At 39.1% G+C, this 22,457-nt stretch carries 16 protein-coding genes; 14 read left to right on the top strand and 2 right to left on the bottom strand.

The window, feature by feature from the left end; all coding sequences use genetic code 11:
• Positions 1-233 precede the first annotated feature (233 nt).
• From GTA51_RS10045 to GTA51_RS09980, 14 genes are all read left to right on the top strand, one after another.
• Positions 234-440 carry a hypothetical protein gene (locus tag GTA51_RS10045; RefSeq protein WP_160960759.1) on the top strand — a complete coding sequence of 69 codons (207 nt, stop codon included), beginning with the start codon at positions 234-236 and terminating at the stop codon, positions 438-440.
• A 79-nt stretch (positions 441-519) separates the two neighbouring features.
• On the top strand, positions 520-1,434 hold the full coding sequence (locus tag GTA51_RS10040; RefSeq protein WP_160960758.1) for a hypothetical protein: 915 nt from the start codon (positions 520-522) through the stop codon (positions 1,432-1,434).
• A gap of 121 nt (positions 1,435-1,555) precedes the next feature.
• A complete protein-coding gene (locus tag GTA51_RS10035; protein WP_160960756.1) occupies positions 1,556-2,329 on the top strand; it encodes a hypothetical protein in 774 nt (257 codons plus the stop codon).
• Positions 2,330-2,612: 283 nt separating this feature from the next.
• The gene (locus tag GTA51_RS10030) at positions 2,613-3,551 is read left to right on the top strand and encodes a radical SAM family protein (RefSeq protein ID WP_160960754.1); all 939 of its coding nucleotides are present in this window, start codon (positions 2,613-2,615) and stop codon (positions 3,549-3,551) included.
• Between the two features lie 543 nt (positions 3,552-4,094).
• Positions 4,095-5,156 (top strand): replication initiation protein, encoded by a 1,062-nt coding sequence (locus GTA51_RS10025; RefSeq protein WP_160960753.1) that lies wholly within the window; start codon positions 4,095-4,097, stop codon positions 5,154-5,156.
• A 1,497-nt stretch (positions 5,157-6,653) separates the two neighbouring features.
• Positions 6,654-7,016 (top strand): hypothetical protein, encoded by a 363-nt coding sequence (locus tag GTA51_RS10020; protein WP_160960751.1) that lies wholly within the window; start codon positions 6,654-6,656, stop codon positions 7,014-7,016.
• 330 nt (positions 7,017-7,346) lie between these two features.
• Positions 7,347-7,904, top strand: coding sequence for a tyrosine-type recombinase/integrase (locus GTA51_RS10015; RefSeq protein WP_160960749.1), 558 nt, complete (start codon positions 7,347-7,349; stop codon positions 7,902-7,904).
• A gap of 124 nt (positions 7,905-8,028) precedes the next feature.
• The gene (locus tag GTA51_RS10010) at positions 8,029-9,153 is read left to right on the top strand and encodes a tyrosine-type recombinase/integrase (protein WP_160960747.1); all 1,125 of its coding nucleotides are present in this window, start codon (positions 8,029-8,031) and stop codon (positions 9,151-9,153) included.
• Between the two features lie 77 nt (positions 9,154-9,230).
• Entirely contained in the window at positions 9,231-9,488 is a 258-nt protein-coding gene (locus GTA51_RS10005) for a hypothetical protein (RefSeq protein WP_160960745.1), read from the top strand.
• Positions 9,489-10,656: 1,168 nt separating this feature from the next.
• Positions 10,657-12,792, top strand: coding sequence for a methyl-accepting chemotaxis protein (locus GTA51_RS10000; protein WP_160960743.1), 2,136 nt, complete (start codon positions 10,657-10,659; stop codon positions 12,790-12,792).
• Between the two features lie 1,310 nt (positions 12,793-14,102).
• Entirely contained in the window at positions 14,103-14,615 is a 513-nt protein-coding gene (locus GTA51_RS09995) for a chemotaxis protein CheW (RefSeq protein WP_160960741.1), read from the top strand.
• Positions 14,616-14,670: 55 nt separating this feature from the next.
• A complete protein-coding gene (locus GTA51_RS09990; protein ID WP_160960739.1) occupies positions 14,671-16,677 on the top strand; it encodes a methyl-accepting chemotaxis protein in 2,007 nt (668 codons plus the stop codon).
• 88 nt (positions 16,678-16,765) lie between these two features.
• Positions 16,766-17,113 (top strand): hypothetical protein, encoded by a 348-nt coding sequence (locus tag GTA51_RS09985; protein ID WP_160960737.1) that lies wholly within the window; start codon positions 16,766-16,768, stop codon positions 17,111-17,113.
• Between the two features lie 259 nt (positions 17,114-17,372).
• Positions 17,373-19,469 carry a PAS domain S-box protein gene (locus tag GTA51_RS09980; RefSeq protein WP_160960735.1) on the top strand — a complete coding sequence of 699 codons (2,097 nt, stop codon included), beginning with the start codon at positions 17,373-17,375 and terminating at the stop codon, positions 19,467-19,469.
• An 81-nt stretch (positions 19,470-19,550) separates the two neighbouring features.
• Here GTA51_RS09980 and GTA51_RS09975 read toward each other — a convergent pair whose 3' ends face one another.
• Positions 19,551-19,871: an ArsR family transcriptional regulator gene (locus tag GTA51_RS09975; protein ID WP_160960733.1), complete on the bottom strand. Its 321-nt coding sequence runs from the start codon at positions 19,869-19,871 to the stop codon at positions 19,551-19,553.
• A gap of 1,118 nt (positions 19,872-20,989) precedes the next feature.
• The gene (locus GTA51_RS09970) at positions 20,990-22,060 is read right to left on the bottom strand and encodes a GGDEF domain-containing protein (protein ID WP_160960731.1); all 1,071 of its coding nucleotides are present in this window, start codon (positions 22,058-22,060) and stop codon (positions 20,990-20,992) included.
• Positions 22,061-22,457 lie beyond the last annotated feature (397 nt).

Here is a 22,457-nt window from a genome sequence, read left to right as displayed (position 1 = left end):
TCTCTAAACACGGATTTTCGAGCACTACCCCCTAAAAATTGGGATAAAAGTGGTAAATTGAGCATATTTACTGCAATCTCACAGTGAAAAAAGGTATCCACCGACACATTTGGCCGCGCCACCGGCACTTGACTTCAACCTCAAAGGTAATTACCAAAAGTCAATGACAAGTGCGCACTCTAATACAAATTTTTTAAAAAAGTAACAGCAAAATAATAGTACCAGGAAGTCACATGCAGCAATTAACCAGTGTTAAAGTCGAATATGAAGGGAAAACACCTGCACTGTGTTTATTACCACCCTATTTTATTCAACCGCTTCATCACTTTTATGCGACATTGCGTCGGGAGAACTTTGGTATAGATAAAGATAATTCCAGGAGGTATCTCGGCAAAAAGGTCACTGCTGTCTCACTTGCACATTTTTTTCAGTCATTTTAGCTGGTTAGAACAGATCGTCGGAAAGTTCGTCTTTTTATGCTAACTACCTTAAATTACTGATTATTTTTTGGAGATGAACATGATAGAGAATGATAACAACTTGCCCGTACTAGCAAATCAACAAGAACCCAACCAAAACCAAAGAAAACACCCAAATGAATGCCCTGAAGTTGAAGCTATTGACATTTTAATCAAGGAGAAATTATCAGATTCAGAAGAAAACTTAGAGAAGTTAAAACGAGCCTATACAGACCTTGAAATACGCATACGCCTGGATTCACATAAAGACGACATCTGGCAAGCAATCTTAAGAATACAATCAGGCAAGATAATATTGAAAGCAAAACAAACATGCACATACGGAACATGGGAAGTATTTGCAATAACACATTTTAATTTAAGCACTGAAGAACGAAAAATACGACAAAAAGTAGCCAAACTGAAAGACATCGAAAAGTACTACAACCTGGGCTGGAAAAGAATTAAGGCACTGGCTCAAGCAGTTGACACTCATAAGTTTACCGACCCAATCGATAAAATATTTCAAAACATTTCATACACCCTTGACCTTGACAAAGAAGATGACTTTGAAATGTTCACAATACTAGTTGAAGCATTCATAATTAACGAAAAATTATTTAAAAAGAAAAAAATAAATATACAGCTTGAGCATATAGCAGATGCAGTAGAAGTTGGATTAAAATTTGACAAAAAGCTGTTAGATAAATTGTACGAATCAAAAAATCCAACAGTAACACTTCTAAATATGATTGATTTTGAAACTCCTGAAACAAAACCTAGAAAACAACAAATTGCAAGATGCCGAGAACTAGCTTTGCTTCTAGAAAACCTTACAAAACTCGGAAAGCAAGCAATTGATCAAAGATATCCCATGAAATCAATCGAACTTTATCTCTTAGAAGATGGTGCACACTACATAACAGAACTTTTTAAAATAAAATGTAAAGAAGAAGGTCTTGATTGGGAAAAATAGCATGCGAATTTATCAATCATCAATAACAGCTGATATTTTGAGTAAACTTAATTCGAGAAGCCCTGAGTCCAAAATTAATGTCTTAAGATCCTATCGGACTGATGGCCCAGAGACATTGAGGATGATCGAAGAAAAACCTAAAAATATAAACTCATTAATACTTGACTCTGGAGTATGGGCTTTAAATCAAGGCACATTAAAGCACAAAAGTAACGTCAAAATATACTCGAAGTTTTTAACAAGGCGGAAACATTTATTCAATTTTTATTTTAACTATGACGAAAAATTTGATGGTGATCCATTAGAAATCAACTGGGCCAACCAAATATATTTGGAAGACAATGGACATAGACCAGTTCCAGTTATACATAGTTTTACAAAGCAAGAAATTAACCACTTTCTATCGTTTGAAGGCTACTATGATAAAATCGCTATTGGTTCAACTTTAAGCAAAGACCCACAACATTTGAAAGATGTTGTCGAATTATTTTATACCCATAATTTTAAAGTCCATGTTTTTGCATATGGTAGTTACAAAAGATTGCTTGGATTGAAAGCTTGGTCTACTGATTGTTCGTCTTTTGCTCGATGGGTGAGTGTTGGTAGAGTTATATTTTATTCTGAACTTATGAAAGAAGAAGTTACATTCTCTTTTTTGCCTGAAGACAGAAACGGCAATACAAACGATGATTTTATTGATGGTCATAAATACAAAAAGTATAATATACTCGAAGAGTACCAAGACTACATCTACACGAATCTTGGTTTAACTAAGAATGATCTGGCTACAGAAACTATTTTAAGAACTGTTGCAAATTCTTTTTACTTCAGCAGTTTGGAGAAAAAAATTACTGAACGGCAAATATCTGATGGATTAGTATTTGATACTTGGTGAAATCTTCAGTAGTTATTGCAAAATTTTATCCACTTAGTAGCAAAACGTATACTACGAATACCATTACAACAAACACCGATGTTCGATAATGAAAAAGGGTACGAAAGTGCCCTTTTTCTGTTTTATTTGCCTATAAGCATATCTTTTGCGTTCATTGACATTTTTCTGCACTAAAGAAACACAAAATTATAGATATTACAAGATGTGAATGTAAATATTTCGTGTAAAATCCCTGTCGTATGGTAAAACAACCAAACCAATTAGAAACAAAAGCAGGATGATTATGAATGAAATCAAAGAGTTTCAACGAAGTGTTGGTGTCACAAAGTCGGATGAATTCAAGAAAAAATATTTAGCAACCCATGCTATAAATGGAGGGTTAATCTGTGGACATGGTTGTGCTTATTGCTCTACGCCTTCTCTTTTACGAACCCACGCTCTTTTTCGAAATATTGGTGTTTCTTCTTTTCAATATTTTGAACAAGGTAATTCTATAGTTGATCCATGGACAGCAATTAGAGTTGGTAGACAGATAAGCAATTTAGGTCCAGAAGATATGGTCATGATCAGCACAATAACTGACTGTTGGTCACCAGAAGCACAGAAACATAATCTTGGAAGAAAGATTCTAGAACAAGTTCTTGTCAAATCGAAGTGCAAAGTTAGAATCCTGACAAAGAATGCTGCCGTTCAAAATGATTTTGATATCATCAAGCAATTTGGAGACCGCATTAGAATTGGATTAAGCATTACAAGTCCAGTTTCAAAAGAAAACATCATAAAGTTGATAGAACCAAACGCTTCCATGATATCTGAACGTATTGATACTATGATAAAAGCCCACTCCCTGGGGATTAAAACCTTTGGAATGATTTGCCCGGTATTGCCTGGAATTGGAAATGATACTGCAAGCTTTGAACAAATGCTTTCTTCTGTTTTAGAATGTGACCCTGAATCTATCTGGACAGAACCGTTGAACCCTCGTGGACCTGGAATAACTCGCTGCATGCAAATTCTTGAAAGTAATGGGCATAAAAGTATTGCTGCTCAATTTGACATGATTAGAACTTCGACTTTACATATGTTTTACGTGGAAGAGCTTATCAATATGACTACTGCTGTTGCAAAGAAATTGAACAGTGTCGATAAATTGAAAATATTGGTCTACGCGAACGGCGATGGTTACAAGGTTGACGATCAGGCTGTGATTTGGTTGAAATAGTATTTAACATTCAGTTGAAGGAGCCACTTGGTTGCCCCCAGGTGGCTCTTTTTTAGGGGTAAATAATCCTTGCAAAGGATAGGAAAAAGCAAAAAGACAATAAATAAAAACCAATGAGCATTCTTTCAACAGTCACAGCGTAAAATCACATTGATATCACAACCACATGAAATAATTAGATAAAAATTTCTATGGGCATAGAATTTTGCAAAATTTACCCCATAATCCTGGGTGATTGCCCACCACCGACAGGCCAACTTGACCGATCCCAGCAAACCTTACTGGAACGAAATTCAAGTTTCCTTAAAGTCCTAGAACTTTCTAAAAGGGCAATCGAAAGGATAGGTGAAATAGGCGTACCACCGGTACACCAACAAGTTTGAAGCAAAAATCACCTATAAATATCCTTATTGCTTACTTTATTTCTATATTATTTTGTTTCTTTCTTTATTATTAGTATTTTGACTTTGGCATTCAAAACATTACAGATATAAATTGACCATCGGCTATCACACCTTAAAGGTCTGATAAAGGTGGTCAATCATGATAAAATCGAATGATCCAAAGCAAAGATTCTATGACTTTCTTCCTGACAACCCATATTGGGGGAAAAATAAATCTCTAAGTAGAATTGGCAAGAAACAAGATATTATTACAACGGCAAATTACATTCAGCTTCCTACTCAAAAACGTGGCTACATATCTCTGGACCTAGATTATGATATGGCTGCATTTGCTTGGGAAAATGATATCCTTCCTGAACCAACTTTAATTATTATGAACAAAAAGAATCGACACGCCCAATACTTCTATGAGCTTGATAATCCAGTACTTCTGCCGTTAGAAAAAGGAACTATAAACATTAGCTGGAAAGCAATCCGATATTTCAATGCTGTGACAGCAGGATACCAAAATAAACTTGAAGCTGATAAGGGTTTTACCCAGTTTGGAATTAAAAACCCATTCTCTCCAATGTGGAGTGTTTTTTGGTCAAATAGGTCTTATGATCTAAAATATCTTGCTGAGTTTGTTAATCTTCCCTCCATCAAGTACAACGACGATGATGAATGGTTCTTCGAAGGTCGTCACATGCAAGTATTCCATCGTTGCAGAAAATTAGTTTATAAGATTGTAAAAGATTTTAATGACTATGATTTATTTAAAAATGAAGTCCAATCTATCTGTTTAAGATATACTGCTGAAAATATCTGGTATGGTGGACAAAACAAAGATTTTCTAAGAAATGAAGTTCTAAGCATAGCAAGATCGATAACTAAGTACACTTGGACTAAACGTCTTGATAAAAACTTTAAAAATTGGTCCAAAAATATCGGTATCATGGGTTTAAAGAAAAGAGAACTATCACTTGACTCTCCTGAAGAGAAAAAATTATTTATTAAAGATCATCAGTCACTTGGAGCTAAGCATACACATGAGGCGAGAAGAAGCAGTACACTAGAGACAATCAAGCAAACTATTGACTATTTAAAATTAAATAATAAAATTATAAACATAGATAACATAATAAGGTTTAGTAATTTATCCAAAAGTACAGTATACAAGTATAAGAATGATATTAAAAACATAATAGACAATATTAAATAAATTCATGATATTATTCCATTTATAACCTCTATCTTCAGAAGTTGTATTTGCTACCATCTAATATACCAAATGGGACTTGTTTTGTTCCTTCCCAATTTAAATTATGGCATTAACTAGCTTATTATTGAAGCTCTGAAAACACTAAAATAAACTAGATTAATATCAACTTATAATTAGCAAATATATTTCGATAATAATTTATCAATTGTATTTGATCAAGTATGTTCTCGACTCCTGCTACTCTCAGTATTTACCTAGATAAAGGCTATATCTTCTAGTAATTTAATTTGAATATAATTGAATTTTATCATAGATTTTTGATAGATATTAAAAACCATACACTTAGTTCTGTTAATCAGTATTGATAACACAACTTTTAAATATTTTAAATAATTGGTCATGGGAGCCGTGAAGCATCGATGTCCAAGTTCGTCAAGAATTAATCTTGGTGGACAAATAAGTCAAAAAATAAAAAGTCTCTTGAATAAGAGTTCTGATCAATTCCTTTTGAATCATGAACTCCATGAGATGAACCAATCCATCATTGAGCAATCAAGATGGAGGAGTGGTTGAGACAATCAGTAGCCCGCAATCTCTAGCGAGATGAAGCAGTGGTGGCCGATATACAGGATGAGAAACATGGCCGTTCGAAATCTAATACGAATGTATTCAAGTATATTGAAGCGATTATGCACGGGATGTTGAAAACAAGGACACCGATTTGACCACGGGAAGCCCATTTATACCAAACAAAGCAAAGGAAGCTTAAATAAATGGGTGGCTGCGGTCTGTAAGGGACCATTGAATGATGCAGTAATCATAGAAATTAGAATTTAAAAGTTAAATAAAATCATACTCAATTAAAAGAGCATAAAAAAGTTTATAATACCAAAATAATTTAAGAATTTTCTATACATTCTAGCACTGCATCATTCAATATAGCTGTATTCGGGAAAACCGAACGTACAGAAGTAACAAGGAGCTTGGACTGGCAACAATCCATTCGATCTTGGGGCTTTCTTGAGTATCAATTTAACTGATTGGTACTCAAGAAAGGCCAAAATGCTAGAAGAAGCTTGTTCCTTTATGGGATATGCTTCTTTTTCTATTTTTATCCCTTGATATGCGGATTATCGAACGGCCAGATCTCTTTTCCCTTGTCCTTGGACCCTCCCCCACTTCCGCCACCCAGGTGTGGCCAGAAACAGGCCCCCAAATTGCCGTTATTTTGGGCTTTCCACCCCGAACCCATAGTCTGGGGTCCGTACACCCCAAAAGGCCCGGGAATCGCGTCCTAGGGCCAAATTACGAATTCTATGCCCGTAGAAACATTTCTGAGGTCGCAACAACCGACGATTTCAAGCAAATTACTATGATTTTCTTAAAATTAAAGCATAAGATAAGGATGTCTTTTTAAACATGCTACTTTTTGCTTATTGTCTATTCAACTAAGACCTACAGATATTTAATAGTACAAATCCAACAAGGAGTCTTGTCATGTCGAAAAAAGACGATCAGCCCACCAAGGCACCGAAGATCGAATCGAAGTATAACCCGACCTTACTTCGAGAGTGCATCAAGAACAATGATTCAGCAACTGAAATCATGACGAAGCTTGGGATTGCCCACAAGCAAACCCTCAAGCAATACGTCTTGAAGCTGATCAGTGATGACCGCCACTTCTATGAAGTCAGGGGAATGTACGTTAAAAGTTCTACCAGACCAAAGGTCAATAAGAACAACGAAATCAAGCTCTATCTGAAAAACCTTGGACTTGAAGAACTTCAACTGGTTGAAGGCGACGAGTTCACAGTGATGGTGGAGAACGGTTCTATCGTTCTGACCAAGATTGAGCACTGACCATTTGTTGGATAATGCCATGCAAACACATGCTTGGCATTATTCTTTGTTTCGTCTTTAATTTCAATACGATTTACAAATAAATCAGCAAGATATATTCGCTCAATCTTGAATCTTCTTATGCGATTTTAAGCAAAAGAATATAGATATTCAAAAATATACCAATGTACGATTTTCCGTAAAAACGTACATTGGGAGTTAGAGGCTCCATAAGTCTTTGAATTCCAACAGGATCGTTCCAGTGTATCTGGGAGGTCCTGCTGAACCCCTGTTTTGAATGTACGATTATATAATCCTACAACTAAATTCGAACTTAGGAGGAACCTAGTTATGAAGGTAGACCCAATCATTGAGTTGAAAAATATTAAGAGCATTAAGAAGCTCTTAAGCAACAACCCTCGTGATCGACTACTTTTCACAATGGGAGTCAATTCTGGCCTGAGAGTGCAAGATATGCTTGCTCTTAAGATCAGTGATGTCAAAACATGCGACTTGGGAGAGAGAATCTCCATAAAGGAGAAGAAAACTGGCAAGGATAACGTGTTCATCATGAACAAAGAGATCTTTGCCGTTATGAACGAATATTTTCAAACCATTGACCTAGTTGATGATCACTTCCTGTTTAAAAGCAGGAAGGGTAAAAACTACCCGATAACCACCTATGCCGTTACGCAGATGGTCCAAAGATGGGCAGATGAGATAAATCTTATAGGCAACTTTGGAGCACATAGTCTTAGAAAGACTTGGTGTTACCATCAACGAAAAACATTTGGAGTTAGCTGGGAAGTTTTAGCTAAACGTTTAAATCATAGCAGTCCTTCCATAACTAGGCGTTATCTAGGAGTGCAAGAGGAGGAAGTTGAAGAAATTCTGCTGAATACCATTTAACTTACCTTAAAAGGGGTGTTCTGCCCCTTTTAGTTCAATTGATTACAAAATTCTGCTTTTGAAGATGAACATGTAACTTGTTCATCGTCTTTGTCTATTCTCAACTTCTACTCTGGAGTTTATTATGGGTATTTATCAACGTGATAGCCGATGGATGGTTTATTGGAATCAAGATGGTAAACGGCATGATAAGTCGTTTGGGAGAGGTGATCTCGCTCAAGCTCGTGCCGCTGCTTTCAACTCTGCGGTCCTTGATGCCCTTGAGCAGGGGCTTCCGATCCCTGATCCGGATTCGGTTGCCGGGGCCGTTCTGGCGGCTAATACGGCCAGTACAGGGGATATGGCGGCCAACCAGGCCATCACTCCGCAACCCTCCGGCATGACCCTGGCAGTTCTGGGAAAAAAATACCTCGATCACATGCGTGCTTCAGGGAGAACTGAGAAGCATATCAAAAACATTGATCATCTTCTGAATTATGTATTCGTCCCGGTGCTTGGTGACAAACCAATTAACTCCTTAACCTATCAAGATGACATGATTCCATTCATCTTACACTTCAAAGGAGTAAGTAACCGTACTGGCAAGGTTCGTTCACAGTATACAGTCAATAAATACTGTGACTATGTAAGTTTTATCTTCAACTTCGGTATCGACAATGGGTTTACTTCGGTCAATCCCTTGAAACACTGGAAGAAGCCAAAGGTACAACCATGGGACTTGAAATTAACTGTTGAAGACGTAAAGAAGATCATAGCACATGCTGAACCCCATTTACAATGGGCAATGGAAGTCTGCTTTAATCTAGGGACTCGTCCTGGGGAATCTGAACTTCTATCTTTGAGATGGCAGGACATAGATTTCAAAGATGGAACTATCCGTATCTATGCAAGCAAAACAAAAACATATCGAACTGTTCCAATCAATCCTGACTTTCTAAAACGAATGGAAGAGGTCAGAAAAAGTTCGATCTCTGGCTATGTAATTGAGTACATGGGCAGAAGCTTAACGACCATTCGAAAAGCATTTAAAAATGCTTGCCAACGTGCTGGGATTACCTATCCCACAAGAATGTATGATCTTAGGCATCTCTTTGCAACAACCTTGTTGAGCAAAGGAGCTGATCTAGCAGCTGTATCCAAGATGATGGGTCACTCCACCGTCAAGATGACTGCTGATACCTATTACCATTACATGGAAGGAGAAAAGGAAAGAGCAGTACGTTTACTACCTGGACTATCTATTGCCTAGGGATTGAAGCGGAATACCTCTACCAAGGTGTTCCGCTTCAACTATTTTTGTAAACTATAAAACTAACGAGAAATACTATGTCTAGAAAAACTTGTTTGTGGGACAACACCCATAAGTTTAATTGCAAAGTCGGTGAAGAGTGGAAGTTTCTTTGCAAGTCTTGCTATGCGAAGCATTATGTTCCAGTAAAAGATAAATATACTATGAATGAATTTAAATACAACATCAAAGCAATCAAAGCAGCAGAAAAAGCAAGATTTGACAGCAATTGTGAGACTTTTCATCAAAATCTTCAAGAAGAAAGAGATCTTGAAGCTTATTTTTGCAAGAAATAGGGGATGACCCGGAGGCAAGATACCTTAGCAGAGGTGTCTTGCCTCCATTTTTAAGTTGTCAAAGAACAATCAGACATTGACTAAGCTGGATTTAATATTATAACAAATCAATAAGTTTATCTTGTTTTAATTTAGCTTCGACTTCTGTAATTTTTTAAAATTCAATCTTTACGAAACACTTATTCGATTCTCTTTTAAAACAAAGATTCTCTTACAAACCCATGGAAACTCTTAAGGTTGAGGACGGAGGAGGATCTTTTAACGGCAAGTGTCGGGTTGTCCTCTGGGAAGTGTACCTGCCCTACCCCATGGGTATAACCAGTGCACATAAACCGCCACAGGGAAGGTCATTCCCCCGGATCATGGCCAGGACAGCGGGTTTTGACCGGATGCGGCGGACAGCCAGAATGGCACTGGTGCCAAGCAAACGTTAGCAGATGCCAGGGGAAAGAGAAACCGGCAGATTGGGAAAAGAAAATACCCAGGAGGTGGACCACAGTTTTATTCGGCACCAAACCCCAGAGGTGGCCGAGAAGGTCGATATTTGGCCCATAGAGAAGCCGGAGGCAGGCCCGGGGAAATGACATGGGCCAGGCCGTCCAAAGCCCAGGAGGGCAGATTTGGAACCGAGTTGGCTGGACCGCCACAGGCCGACCACGGATGCACCAAACAGGCCGAAAGTAGACCTAATAAAAACAGAAAATCCCGTTGGCTACTCGCCAACGAGATCACTTTTTCATAGGGATTTCTTTAAAGATTTTAGGGGTTTAAATCCTGCTTGTGGTGTGTCAAGCAAGTGCTCTCCCCCTGAGCTACGCTCCTAAATTCAAATCAGGGAAGGTGATATCTATTCCGAACTCTTCCCGAAGTCAACCCTAAATTTTCCATTCCCCAGAAATTTTCGGGTACCAAAGACGTTGGCGCTTGTTGGCTCGTCGTTGGTCGGAGGGGACTACACTCCCACGGGCTGGGAGGTCAAGGGGAAATTTTGGAAACAGTGATGTTGGAACTTGTGTTAAATTTGACATATGCCAAATTTGACTAGTACTTTCACATTAATTAATTATAGATATTACTTGCCCTCGGTCCCAAAATTGTGGTAAAAAATTACCAGACTGTGGCTCTAATCTCAGATCAATACAGTACGCTCCTAAAAGGATTTTTTGTTATGAAGATTTCCAGCAAGCTAATCGTTCTCGTAGCGATCCCACTCATCGCATTCTTAGCAATCAGTTTTGTCTATACAAAAATCAGCATAGATGAATCTAGTGTTATAGACAATATGGAGCATAATACAAAGCTTTTTGTGGCAGTATCCGACTTGGTACACGAGTTACAAAAAGAACGAGGGCGTACATCGATATATCTCTCCGGTGGTTCTCAAGATGATATGGCCAACCAGAGAAAATCTTCGACTAGCCAAATTTCACCTGTGATTAATGAATTAAAAACCGCGAAAGTCAGCGAAAGTACAAAAAACTTAACATCTCAAGCAATATCAGAAATTGATAAAATTCGAAACCGAGCTGACTCAAAAGGCTCGACAAAAGAAATTTTTGATGCTTACGGACAAATAATTGCAACTCTAATGGGAACAGAAACTGCTATTGCAAACTCAAAGACTACACGAGGATTCGGAAAAGCATTAACGACAATTATTATACTAGAAACTGCCAAGGAAAACGCTGGGAAACTCAGAGCCACTCTCTCTGGGATACTCACTTTAGACAAACCAATAAACGAAGAAATGTTTACTCGCCTCATAACGTTTAAGTCCAACATTGATGCAAATCTTGATTCAAAGGCTATGGTTTTGAGTTCACAGGCCAACACTCTGCTCGACGAAAGCAAAAAGTCACAAGCCTGGACTGACACAAACAAAACATTCAACACAGTCTTGACCAAAGCGAACGACGGGAACTTTGGAATAAATAGCAAAGAATTCTTATCCACAATAACGCGAGTTGTCGACTCGTTAAACGCGGTAAGAACGAAGGAAATGGCTTCCATTGCTGCAAATCTTTTAAAGATTCAGGATGAAATATCTTCTGCCTTAATACGAGTTTTCTGTGGCGTTGGTTTTACACTAATCTTGTCATTATCAGTCGCATACTTACTTGCGCGCTCGATAACTCACCCCATTAACCATCTAATTTTTTACGCAAAAGAAGTCTCTGACGGCAACCTTGACGCCAATCTTAACGAAAAGTTTTCGCACGAACTCGGGAGCCTTAAATCATCTTTAAACGTGATGATTTCAAACTTAAAATCTAAAATTGCTGAAGCAGAAGCAAATAGCCAAAAAGCTGAGGAAGAATCCAAGCATGCCAATGATGCTATGAAAGAAGCTGAAGAAGCAAAAGCACTTGCTGAACATGCAAAAGCTGAAGGCATGACTGCAGCGGCTAGTTCTATTGAAAGTGTCGTAGAAATTGTTAGCTCTGCATCAGAAGAGTTATCGGCACAGATAGAACAATCGACTCAAGGAGCTGAAATTCAGTCACAACGAGTAGCAGAAACTGCGACTGCCATGGAACAAATGAACGTTACGGTTATGGAAGTAGCAAAAAATGCTTCTCAAGCAGCAGAAACCGCAGACCAAGCTAAACATCAAGCACAAGATGGATTCACTGTGGTAACTGAAGTTGTCACAGGCATTGCTGAAGTAGAATCTACAGCTCTTGAATTGAAAAACGATATGACTTTACTTGGAAAACAAGCTCTAGAAATTGGGCAAGTTCTCAATGTTATTTCAGATATTGCTGACCAGACAAACCTTCTAGCCCTCAATGCAGCAATTGAAGCTGCTCGGGCAGGTGATGCAGGACGAGGATTTGCAGTAGTAGCTGATGAAGTTCGGAAATTGGCAGAGAAGACCATGACCGCGACGAAGGAAGTAGGCGATGCGATCAGGGGCATCCAGAACGAAGCCAATAAAAACATTGGAAACGTTGATTTAGCAGTAAAAAGGATCAGTTCGGTTACGATTCTAGCGACAAAAGCAGGTGATTCTCTCAATGAAATTGTCACGCTTGTTGATTTAACTACGGATCAAGTGCGGGCTATCGCAACAGCTTCCGAACAACAATCCGCAACTAGCGAAGAGATCAACCGAAGCATTGAAGACGTCAACAGGGTTTCCATGGAAACCTCCGATGGAATGAGACAATCGGCACAGGCAGTCGGTGAGTTGGCCACTCAGGCACAGGTCCTAAAGCGACTCATTGATGAGATGAAGTCGGACGGTGGTTCTAGTGCGTCTGCTCTTCCTGCCGGCAAGAAGTCACTTGCACTAGGGAAATAATGATGGAAAATAATATTTAAGCATATCAACCTACTGTCTGATCCGTTAGTGCATATCGTCAGTAGAAGCTTTGGCCAAGATCAACTGGGGTGAGTTCATATTATCTGAAAGACATTTGAGCTCACCCCCCAACCCTCAGAAAAAATATGCCCTACAAAGATCTTAGATTTATATCAAACGGCATTCTCGGCGAAACATATCCGTCCTCTTTTGAACGAAAGGTTCTACTCGTCATGTATTATTCTGAATTGTTAGCAATCAACTTTGAAGAGATCGAAAGTTTCCTGAATATGTATAGCAGGAAAAAGCTGCTCAAGATTTTTTATTTAGACATAAACTTTGTTGAACATATTTACACTGATTTTGTAAACTCAGGGATAGACACCATATTGCCTAAAATTTTCGATAGGCTCATAAAGATCCAAGAACTACTCCACCAGAGAGAAATGCTTAAATCTTGTAAAACTTTGGGACTCGCCCAATAATTGCTTTTCAGTCCAGTCAAAAACGAAAGAAAACTCGTATTTGAAAAATATATTATATTTTAGACAGATAGCTATGCCGTACGGCCCCTCCCCCACTCCAGGTCCAGGTACTGGACAGTTTCAAAGGGTTTGGTCGCTACCGGGGGCTGGAAATGGCAGGATTATGCCATCGGAAACCATCATTTTTGGTTCGAAATGGCATTCAGAGCCAACTAAGCGAACTTTCAAGCTATCTGCTGAAAATCAATAGTTCCAGTAAACTGGAATTTTCAAAAGTCGGTGATGTCACAGTTTATCTGTATACAAACAGCTAAAGCCCTTGCCCGGGATAAATTTGGGCTTGCGTTTCCCTTGGACACCCCAAATCTCTCTACCAGCCCCGTCTTGAGGCTTTTCCAGTGGCCGGATCCTTGGGGTTCCCTCTGGGGCAAAAACCCAGGAAATCGCAAACGTCATTGTTTAAAAAACATCTGCTTTAAATAGCAATTTTCTATGCCAGACGAGACATATATCTGTTTACAAATGCAACGACAATGCAAATTCCACTTTGAGCGTAAGCTCCCAACCCTATAACTTATCCCACTGATTTTTTTTGCGCAACTACTTTGCTCAAAACATTTAGCTTGAAAAAATTTTGCACCGGAGGTAAAAAGTAAATATATTTCCATAACCTAACAGTTTCTGCAAAGTGATGTTTGGGAGCGTATATGAATTGCTTTTTAAAAAATCACCACTCTCATAGCATTAGTACAACGCGCGATGCTTCATCGAAAGAAATAGCACGGCCACTCACCCTGAAACCCGGGAACCTGACGGGAGAAATCGATGAAAGAACCAACAGATAGCTGCGATGACCAGTACTTAACTTTTACCCTAGAAAAAGGGTTATACGCCTTAAGCATTAATCATGTAAGAGAAGTTCTTGAGTATGTGACCATCACCAGAATGCCCAGGACGCCGGACTATATCTGTGGTGTTATCAATTTAAGAGGGCACGCAGTCCCAGTAGTCGACCTCAAAGTAAAGTTTGGCCTCGGGCAAACCGAAAAAACCATCAATACGTGCATTATAATTACAGAAGTTAATTTTGAAGGCGACCAAACTATTTTCGGTATTCTATCTGATTCTGTCCGTGAAGTCTACGAAATGGATGAAGGACAAATCGAGCCACCACCCAATATGGGTACTGCCATACGAAAAGATTTCATTGTCGGGATGGGTCGGTCAGATGAAGTATTTATCATAATTTTGGACATCAACAAAGTTTTCAGCTCACAAGAGTTAGCTGTCGTTCTTGATGCTGTTGGGCAAGACAAAGCGCCGGTCATAGCTCTTTGATAGTTTTTTTACTGATGCGCTGATTTTTTAAAAACACACATCACCGGAGGATAAAATGCGAAATCTTAAACTTGGCATGAAGATTGGCATTGGCTTTGGCATACTTATATTAATAGCGTGTTCGCTTGGTGGAATGGCTGTTTTCAATATGACAACTGTTGAGAAAGATGCAAAAAAACTATCTGACCAGTACGTACCAGAAGTAGCGGTTGCCACAAATGTTGAGCGGCATTCATTCCTCACAATGTATGCGTGGCGTGGATACAGTCTTTCAGAAGAAACATCTTTTCTCGAGGAAGGTAAAAAGGAACTTAACCAGGTTCAGAAGTATTTATCTGATGCAAAAACACACGCTGACAAGTACTCTGACCTGGTCAAACTACGGGAAAACGTTGCTCTGGCCCAAAGCAAAGTCAATGAGTATTCAAAACTTGCCGATCAAACTGTAACTCAAATCCAAGCACTAGATAAAGACCGAAAACTGCTTGACACAGCAGCTGCTAGTTACATGAAAAATGCCAATGATTTTCTTAAAAGCCAAGAAGATGCCCTTGCCAAAGAAATTTCCAACGGAACATCTGGCGACAAACTTAAAGAAAGGACAAGCAAGGTTTCTTTAATAAATGATGTCATAGACATCGGAAAAGAAACACGCATTTTGGTCTGGAAAGCGCAGGCACTTCGAGAGCCCAAGGTACTCGAAGGAGCAATGAGTAACTTTCAAAAAATTGAAGACTTGCTCTCGAAAATTAAAACCATCACTTTTAATGAAATCAATCTCAAGCAACTCGCAGTTATATCTGATTCTGCACAATCTTACAAAGTTTCGATGACGGGTCTTTTAACCAACTGGAATGAATTGCAAAAGATCAACGTCAAAAGCACAGAAATCGGTCAAGCAGTACTAAGCGCTGCCGCACAAACTTCAATGGCTGGGATGGATCAAACAAGTGAGATTTCGAAGGAAGCAGTCACCAGTCTTGGGACTGCCTCTACTACCATGGTTGTAGGACTTTCTATCGCCCTTCTCCTAGGTATTATCGTTTCAGTCGTTTTAACAAAAGCAATTACGGGGCCAGTTCAAAAGGGTGTTCAGTTTGCCGAAGCCATGTCTAACGGAGATTTCACCAAAACCCTTGAAATAGATCAAAAAGACGAAATCGGTATTTTGGCAGCATCCCTTAATACTATGGTTGTAAAATTGCGTGAGGTTGTGGCTGAAATTCAATCTGCCTCAGAGAATGTTGCTTCTGGTTCAGAAGAATTATCTGCTTCAGCTCAAAGCATGTCTCAAGGTGCAACAGAACAAGCGGCCAGCGTTGAAGAGATTTCTTCATCCATGGAGCAAATGTCCTCAAACATAAAACAAAATGCTGAGAATGCCCAGCAAACCCAGTCTATTGCAGTCAAAGCCGCACAAGACGCTCAAGAAGGTGGAAAAGCTGTCATTTCAGCTGTGACCGCCATGAAAAATATCGCTGAAAAAATTTCGATCATTGAAGAAATAGCACGTCAGACCAACCTGTTAGCCCTTAACGCAGCTATCGAAGCAGCTAGAGCAGGTGAACACGGTAAAGGGTTTGCGGTCGTAGCCGCAGAAGTCAGGAAACTGGCCGAACGTAGTGGAAGTGCTGCTTCGGAAATTTCTGATCTTTCTACCTCAAGTGTTCGAATTGCTGAAGAAGCTGGAGAAATGCTGACCAAAATGGTTCCAGATATTCAGAAAACGGCCGAACTAGTACAGGAGATAGCGGCTTCAAGTATGGAACAAAATTCAGGTGCAGATCAGATAAACAAAGCCATTACTCAACTTGATCAGGTTGTCCAACAGAACGCATCTGCTTCCGAGGAAATGGCATCGACATCTGAAGAACTCTCAAGTCAAGCTGAACAACTTCAAAGCACAATTGAATTTTTCCAAGTTGGTAATACCGTTAGACAACGAAAAAAAACCCTCAAAGCTTTACCCACTAGCCACGCACGTAAGACTAATACCACAAGACAAACATCAGCCGCTAAGTTTGATATCGATATAGATGACAACGATTTCGAAAAATTCTAACGATTACAATCAGGGAGGTGGGGGTAGGAACTACTCCACCTCTCCTGATATGAATAGAATACCAACCCACCTTAGGAAGAGAGCTCACATGGAAATTTCCAGAATAATTGAGACTAATCCAGCTTTAACAGAAGCCATTCAGTCCATTGGAATCAAACTCCTTGGCACTCCAGAAGAACGCACTCAAATCAATAAAAGTTATTTAGCTATTTACCTACTAAATATAATTATTCTTCACGAATCACGGCTACTCAAAGCGTACAAGAGGGTCGGAAAAGAAAACGTCCTTATTGCCTTGTACAACACAGAGACATTTCTTGAAGACCTTGAAATCAATTTTTTAGAATTAAATTATAAAAAAATAATGCAAGACTTGGCGAATTTTTTAACGAATTTATCTGCTCGTTCTTTAAATTCTAAAATAAAACCCTACTGACTCATATCTACATCTTGACCGTTATCTTGACCTAAACTCTTTTACAAATTCAGAGCATGTTTGTTAAAAACCAAGATTTTTACAACACAAGCTTCAGATTTTTTAAACTTTTTATGTTTATTTTAGCTGCAAGTATTCTACAGCAAAAAATATTTTAAGCCTGGATTTGTTATTTTTTGGTGATTTCCCGAATTAAACCTGACTTGTGGCTATTTACGCCAAGTCAAAAACCTTCATCTACTACAAGCTAGGACGGTACATGACTTATTCAAAATGTCTTGACATCATTTGTCAAAAAAAATTTAATTCTGCCATCAATCGCATCAATGGACTTGAAGACTACATTAAATCTTCGACAGAATCAAATCATCTAAACACAATAAATTTGCAGAATTCATTAGAAGATTTGAAACAAAAATTTTCGATAATAGTAGGCCATTGCTACGACTGGGAATACTGGAAGGGATTAGACAACAAATATATTTGGGTTTCTCCTTCATGCGAACGTATCTGTGGCTACACACCGAACGATTTTATTAATAGCGAAGTATCTATTCAAAAAATAGTTTACGAAGAAGATGCAATTTTATGGGAAAACCATCTGGAAGAAATGAAATTCTGTAGAGTCCAGTCTCCACACATCGAAATCGAATTCCGCATAATAAATTCAAGAGGGGAAATCGTATGGATTAGCCATACCTGCAAGGCTATTTACAACTCCGAAGGGATTTGCCTAGGACGCCGAGGATGCAATCGAGATATTACTGAAAAAAAATTTATTGAAATATCTCTCAAAAAAAACCAATCGATTCTAGAGAAGCATCTTTTATGGAAAGAAAATATTTTAAAAACTCCTGCAGTGGCAATTCTTGTTGTCAAGAAGGATCGCATTATAGCAGATGTAAATATCGGCTTTGAAGAAATGTTTGGATACTCTAGAGAAGAAGTCATAGGGCATCCTGTCAGAATAATCCACGTTAACAATGAACTTTTTTTGAAATATGGAGAAAGTTATTGGTCAAAGGCATCAACAATTAAAGTTGTCAATTGCGAATGGCAACTAAAAAAGAAAGACGGCTCAATAATAACCTGTGAAGTGAGCGGTTCTGCAATAAATCCCTACGATTTATCTGAAGGTATCATATGGATCGCAAAAAATATCACTGAAAAGAAAAAATTCGAATCAGAATTGATCTTTTCAAAGACAACAGCAGACGCAGCAAATAAAGCAAAATCTGAATTTTTAGCCAACATGAGTCATGAGATAAGGACACCCCTGAACGGCATCATGGGGATGCTCCAGTTGCTTGAGTCAACGGACACGGACAGCGAGCAAAACGAGTATATCGACATCGCTTTGAATTCAGGAAGGAACTTGACTAATTTAATTACTGATCTTTTAGACTTGTCTCGTATCGAACAAGGTTACGTCGCCCTAGAGAGTCATGGATTCAGCGTCAACCAACTTGCCGAAGACGTTATAAATACTTTCATTACAGAACTAACTTCAAAAAACTTAGAGATTAAAACATTTATCGATGAATCAATCCCTGGATTTATTTATGGAGATTCTGGCCGGTTAAGACAAATCATATTCAATATATTCGGAAATTCAGTCAAATTCACATCTCAGGGACACATTTTCCTATCGATTACGTCGCTCACATATAAAAATATTATTCACATTTTTATTGAAATTTCAGACACAGGCATTGGGATACCTGAAGACAAATTAGATGAAATTTTTGACCCCTTCACACAAGTCGATGGATCTTTGACGCGTAAATACGGAGGGGTGGGTCTTGGACTTTCTATCGTAAAAAAGCTACTCCTTGTTATGGGAGGAAGTATCACTGTCGACAATAATGACGGAGGGGGCACTACGACTTGTGTTGCGATTCCTTTTAAGATCACTGAGCCTCCGATCCTAGAATATACAGATCAAATTAACGACATCGCTCGCGGAAACATTTCGACCCTAAAAATACTTATCGCAGAAGATGATAAAGTCAACCAATTGGCCATATCTAGCTTTGTAAAAAAAATCGGCCATATTTCAAAGTGCGTCAACGACGGGGCAGAAGCGTTACAGCTATTGCAATCAGATCAATTCGATTTAATTCTCATGGACATCCAAATGCCGAATCTTGATGGAGTGGAAACGACCATAGCGATAAGGAATTCAAACAAAAACTTCTCCAAAATACCTATTATAGCTCTGACTGCTCATGCGATGGCTGGAGACCGAGAAAATTTTCTGGCCCATGGCATGAACGGCTACCTATCAAAGCCAATCATCCTCGAAGACTTAAAGAACGCAATAGATCAAATATTTAGCCCCGACACAAACGTTTAAGCTTCACAAAACGTACAAGTGATAAAAGCCCACGCCCCAACTTGGACCACGTGGGCTTTAATTTTACTCTACCGAAACAAGCTACTTCTGCTCCAGCAATATCTTCCCTTCTTCCAAGCTCGAAACTTTAAATTCGTCACCCAAGGTGAAACCGTAGTTGGACAGAAGTGTCGGGGACAAGCGGAGACCATTTTTCGAAAACTTGGCATTCCCAGAAACCGCCCGAGCTTCCATCCCTTCGATCTTATAAAACTTCTCATCCATCTGCATCAACTTCAGAAGATGGTTTTTCAAAGTCACTTTATCAATTTCAAAACCATCTATGATTTGCTGAGCCGTCTTCCCTTCGGTGATCATGGTACGAAGTTTCATCGCGTCGAATTTTGATTCTCTTCCAGGCATGGGTAAAACTCCTTAAGAAATGTTTCGGATTTGATTTCCAGAATGTAGCTTAAAACGTAAAGATGTCAATACAGTTAGTGATTAACGGCAACCGCTGATTTACTCGCAAAACGTCAAATTTCGTCCAGTCAAAAACGAAGGAAATTTCGTATTTGAAGAAATTGAGCTATTACTAGGTGTTAACGCCACGATTCAGCGTACCCAATGCTCAAGGACCAGGAAACAGGCCAGTTCCCGTGACATTGTCACCATCACGGGTCTTAAAATTCACAGGATCCTGCGATCCGACACCATCGTTCTGGTCGAAAATGCCATACCCGCGCCGTTAACGCTTACCCAGTACCGATAAGCATAATTTTTTACCATCAGCTGAAAATCAAAAGTTCCAGTAAACTGGACTTTTCAAAAGTCGTCGAAGTCACAGTATTTATCTGAGCAAAAAGCTGGAACCCTTCCCTTGGGCAAATCTGGGCTTGGCCTTCTTCCCTAGACACCCCTCCCCTGCTCTCTACCGGCCCATTCCTGGGCCTTTTCCAATGGGCGGGGCCTGGGGTGTCCCTCCGGGTCAAAATCCCAGGAAATCGCATCCTACACGCAACTTCCGATTTCCATAGGGCTTTGTCCAACGCCACGCCAGTTCGTTCTAATCGAAATCTAGATTAGCCAACTTTAATTACATTTTCGATCAGGGTGAAATTTACCCAAGTAAACCTTGGCACAACGGGCTCAGTCGTGTAAAGATAAAAGCCAATCCCAAGGAGGTCCCTTCGATGAAAGACCATTTCGACCCCCTGAAACATCTCCGAGAACAATGTAACTGCCAAGTATACCTAGATAATTTTCAAAATGTTTGTCTTCGGTTTGGACCAGGGAGCGGCTTGGAAAGCATCATGACAGCGCAATCATTAGCCAAGCAATACAATACGCAGCTACAACTTAGGCTTAAAAATCAATGCATCATAAGCTATGCAAAGTTTTCAAATCCAAACTCATCGCAACATCATGCAACCCTTCTCACCAACAAGACAAAGAAAAACTTTGCAGCCTAATAGATGCTCTTCACTGGACTACAGCAGAAATAACCTTCTCTTTCGAAAACTGAATGCGCAACAAAAGACCTACGAAATTTCTTTATTCTGTTCAAAAACAGCAACATCATTTTTCCCAGCCATTTTAACTTTATACATAGCCTTGTCAGCAACATCAACCAGATCATCAGAAGTCATCCCCCTGACATACTCACCGATGCCGATGGAAATTGTAAACTTAACACTAGGCTTTTGGACTTTTTCGTCTTTTCTCGTGTAAAAATCATAATTCTGGGCAGCAATTTTAATTGCATCTGCATGTAGCATAACTTCTTCTGCTGATGACTTACAAACGACGACAAGCTCATCCCCACCATACCTAGCTGCATACCATTTATACATTGCAGCATGGCTATGAACTATTTTAGCCAAAGCTCTAAGGACATCATCCCCAATATGATGACCAAATTCGTCATTTATTTCTTTGAAATTATCTATATCCATCATCAAAACAGTGAGTTCACTGCCAGTTGCCGAAGAATTAGCAATTTCATTCCGTAGATATTTTTCGAGGGCACCTCGATTGTGTAACGGCGAAAGCAATGAGTCTACGTTGACCATCTGCTCTAAACTTTTTGCTTTCTGTTGCCACTCTTCAGCTTCCTGCCTGTACGCAGTCAGCATTTCTGTAACCATGACTTTCATTTTATTTACAATTTCAGCTGGTTCAACATGTTTGTTCAGAACTTCAAGCGACTCGTTACCATACTTTGTAACTAGATCACTTCGAGACGACTCAGAAAAAAATAGCTGTTTTAAAAATCCATCAATTTCTCCAGTCATGCCACCCAACATTTCATTCTGGCGAGCAAATTGAGTTTTTAAATCCTTACATTTTTTATTGTCTTCAAAGAAATGCTCAAGGCGCTGGATCACTTCATCTAGATGCTCAGGCGATGCATCTTTTTTCTTAAGCTCAGAAAAAACATAACTTTTCAACATAGATTTTTGAGACTCAGAAAAACACGAAAACTTTGCCAATAAATTCCTGACGATTAAGATAATCGCTAACCACGCAGGATCGTCTCCATATCCGAGCTTATGAATTTCAGAACAGACATTCTGTACTTTACACTTATCACTCGGACAAGATTCTACCATCGGAACAATCCTTCTTGTATTTTCGTATCATCAAAACTTTAGTTAAGCACTAACTAGAAAAGTCACGTTTACAGTCAAATAACCTTATTGGTCCGCCCTTACCAAATGCTCTAAGACCAGGGAAAGGACAGTTTCAAAGGTTTTGGTCATTACCAGGGGCTGCAAATGGCAGAAGTATTCAGAGGAAACCAACGTTTTTGATTCGAGATGTGATCCACCGCCGTTGTCGCCGATCAAGCTCTAAACGAACCGATATCCTGGCGCATCTGTCTAATATTAAAAAATGCAGGAACCTGCAGTTTATAACTAGCTGGAATAGCATTACTTTCTTCAGGGAAACAGTCGAAGCTTCCCTTTGGGGGAATTTGGGACTTGGTCTTTTCCCTTGGACACCACG

The sequence above is a fragment of the Solidesulfovibrio aerotolerans genome, from assembly GCF_009856865.1.
GTDB classification, from domain to species: domain Bacteria; phylum Desulfobacterota; class Desulfovibrionia; order Desulfovibrionales; family Desulfovibrionaceae; genus Solidesulfovibrio; species Solidesulfovibrio aerotolerans.
The sequence above is the reverse complement of the archived record's forward strand: the minus strand, read 5'-3'. Positions and strand labels throughout refer to the sequence as shown.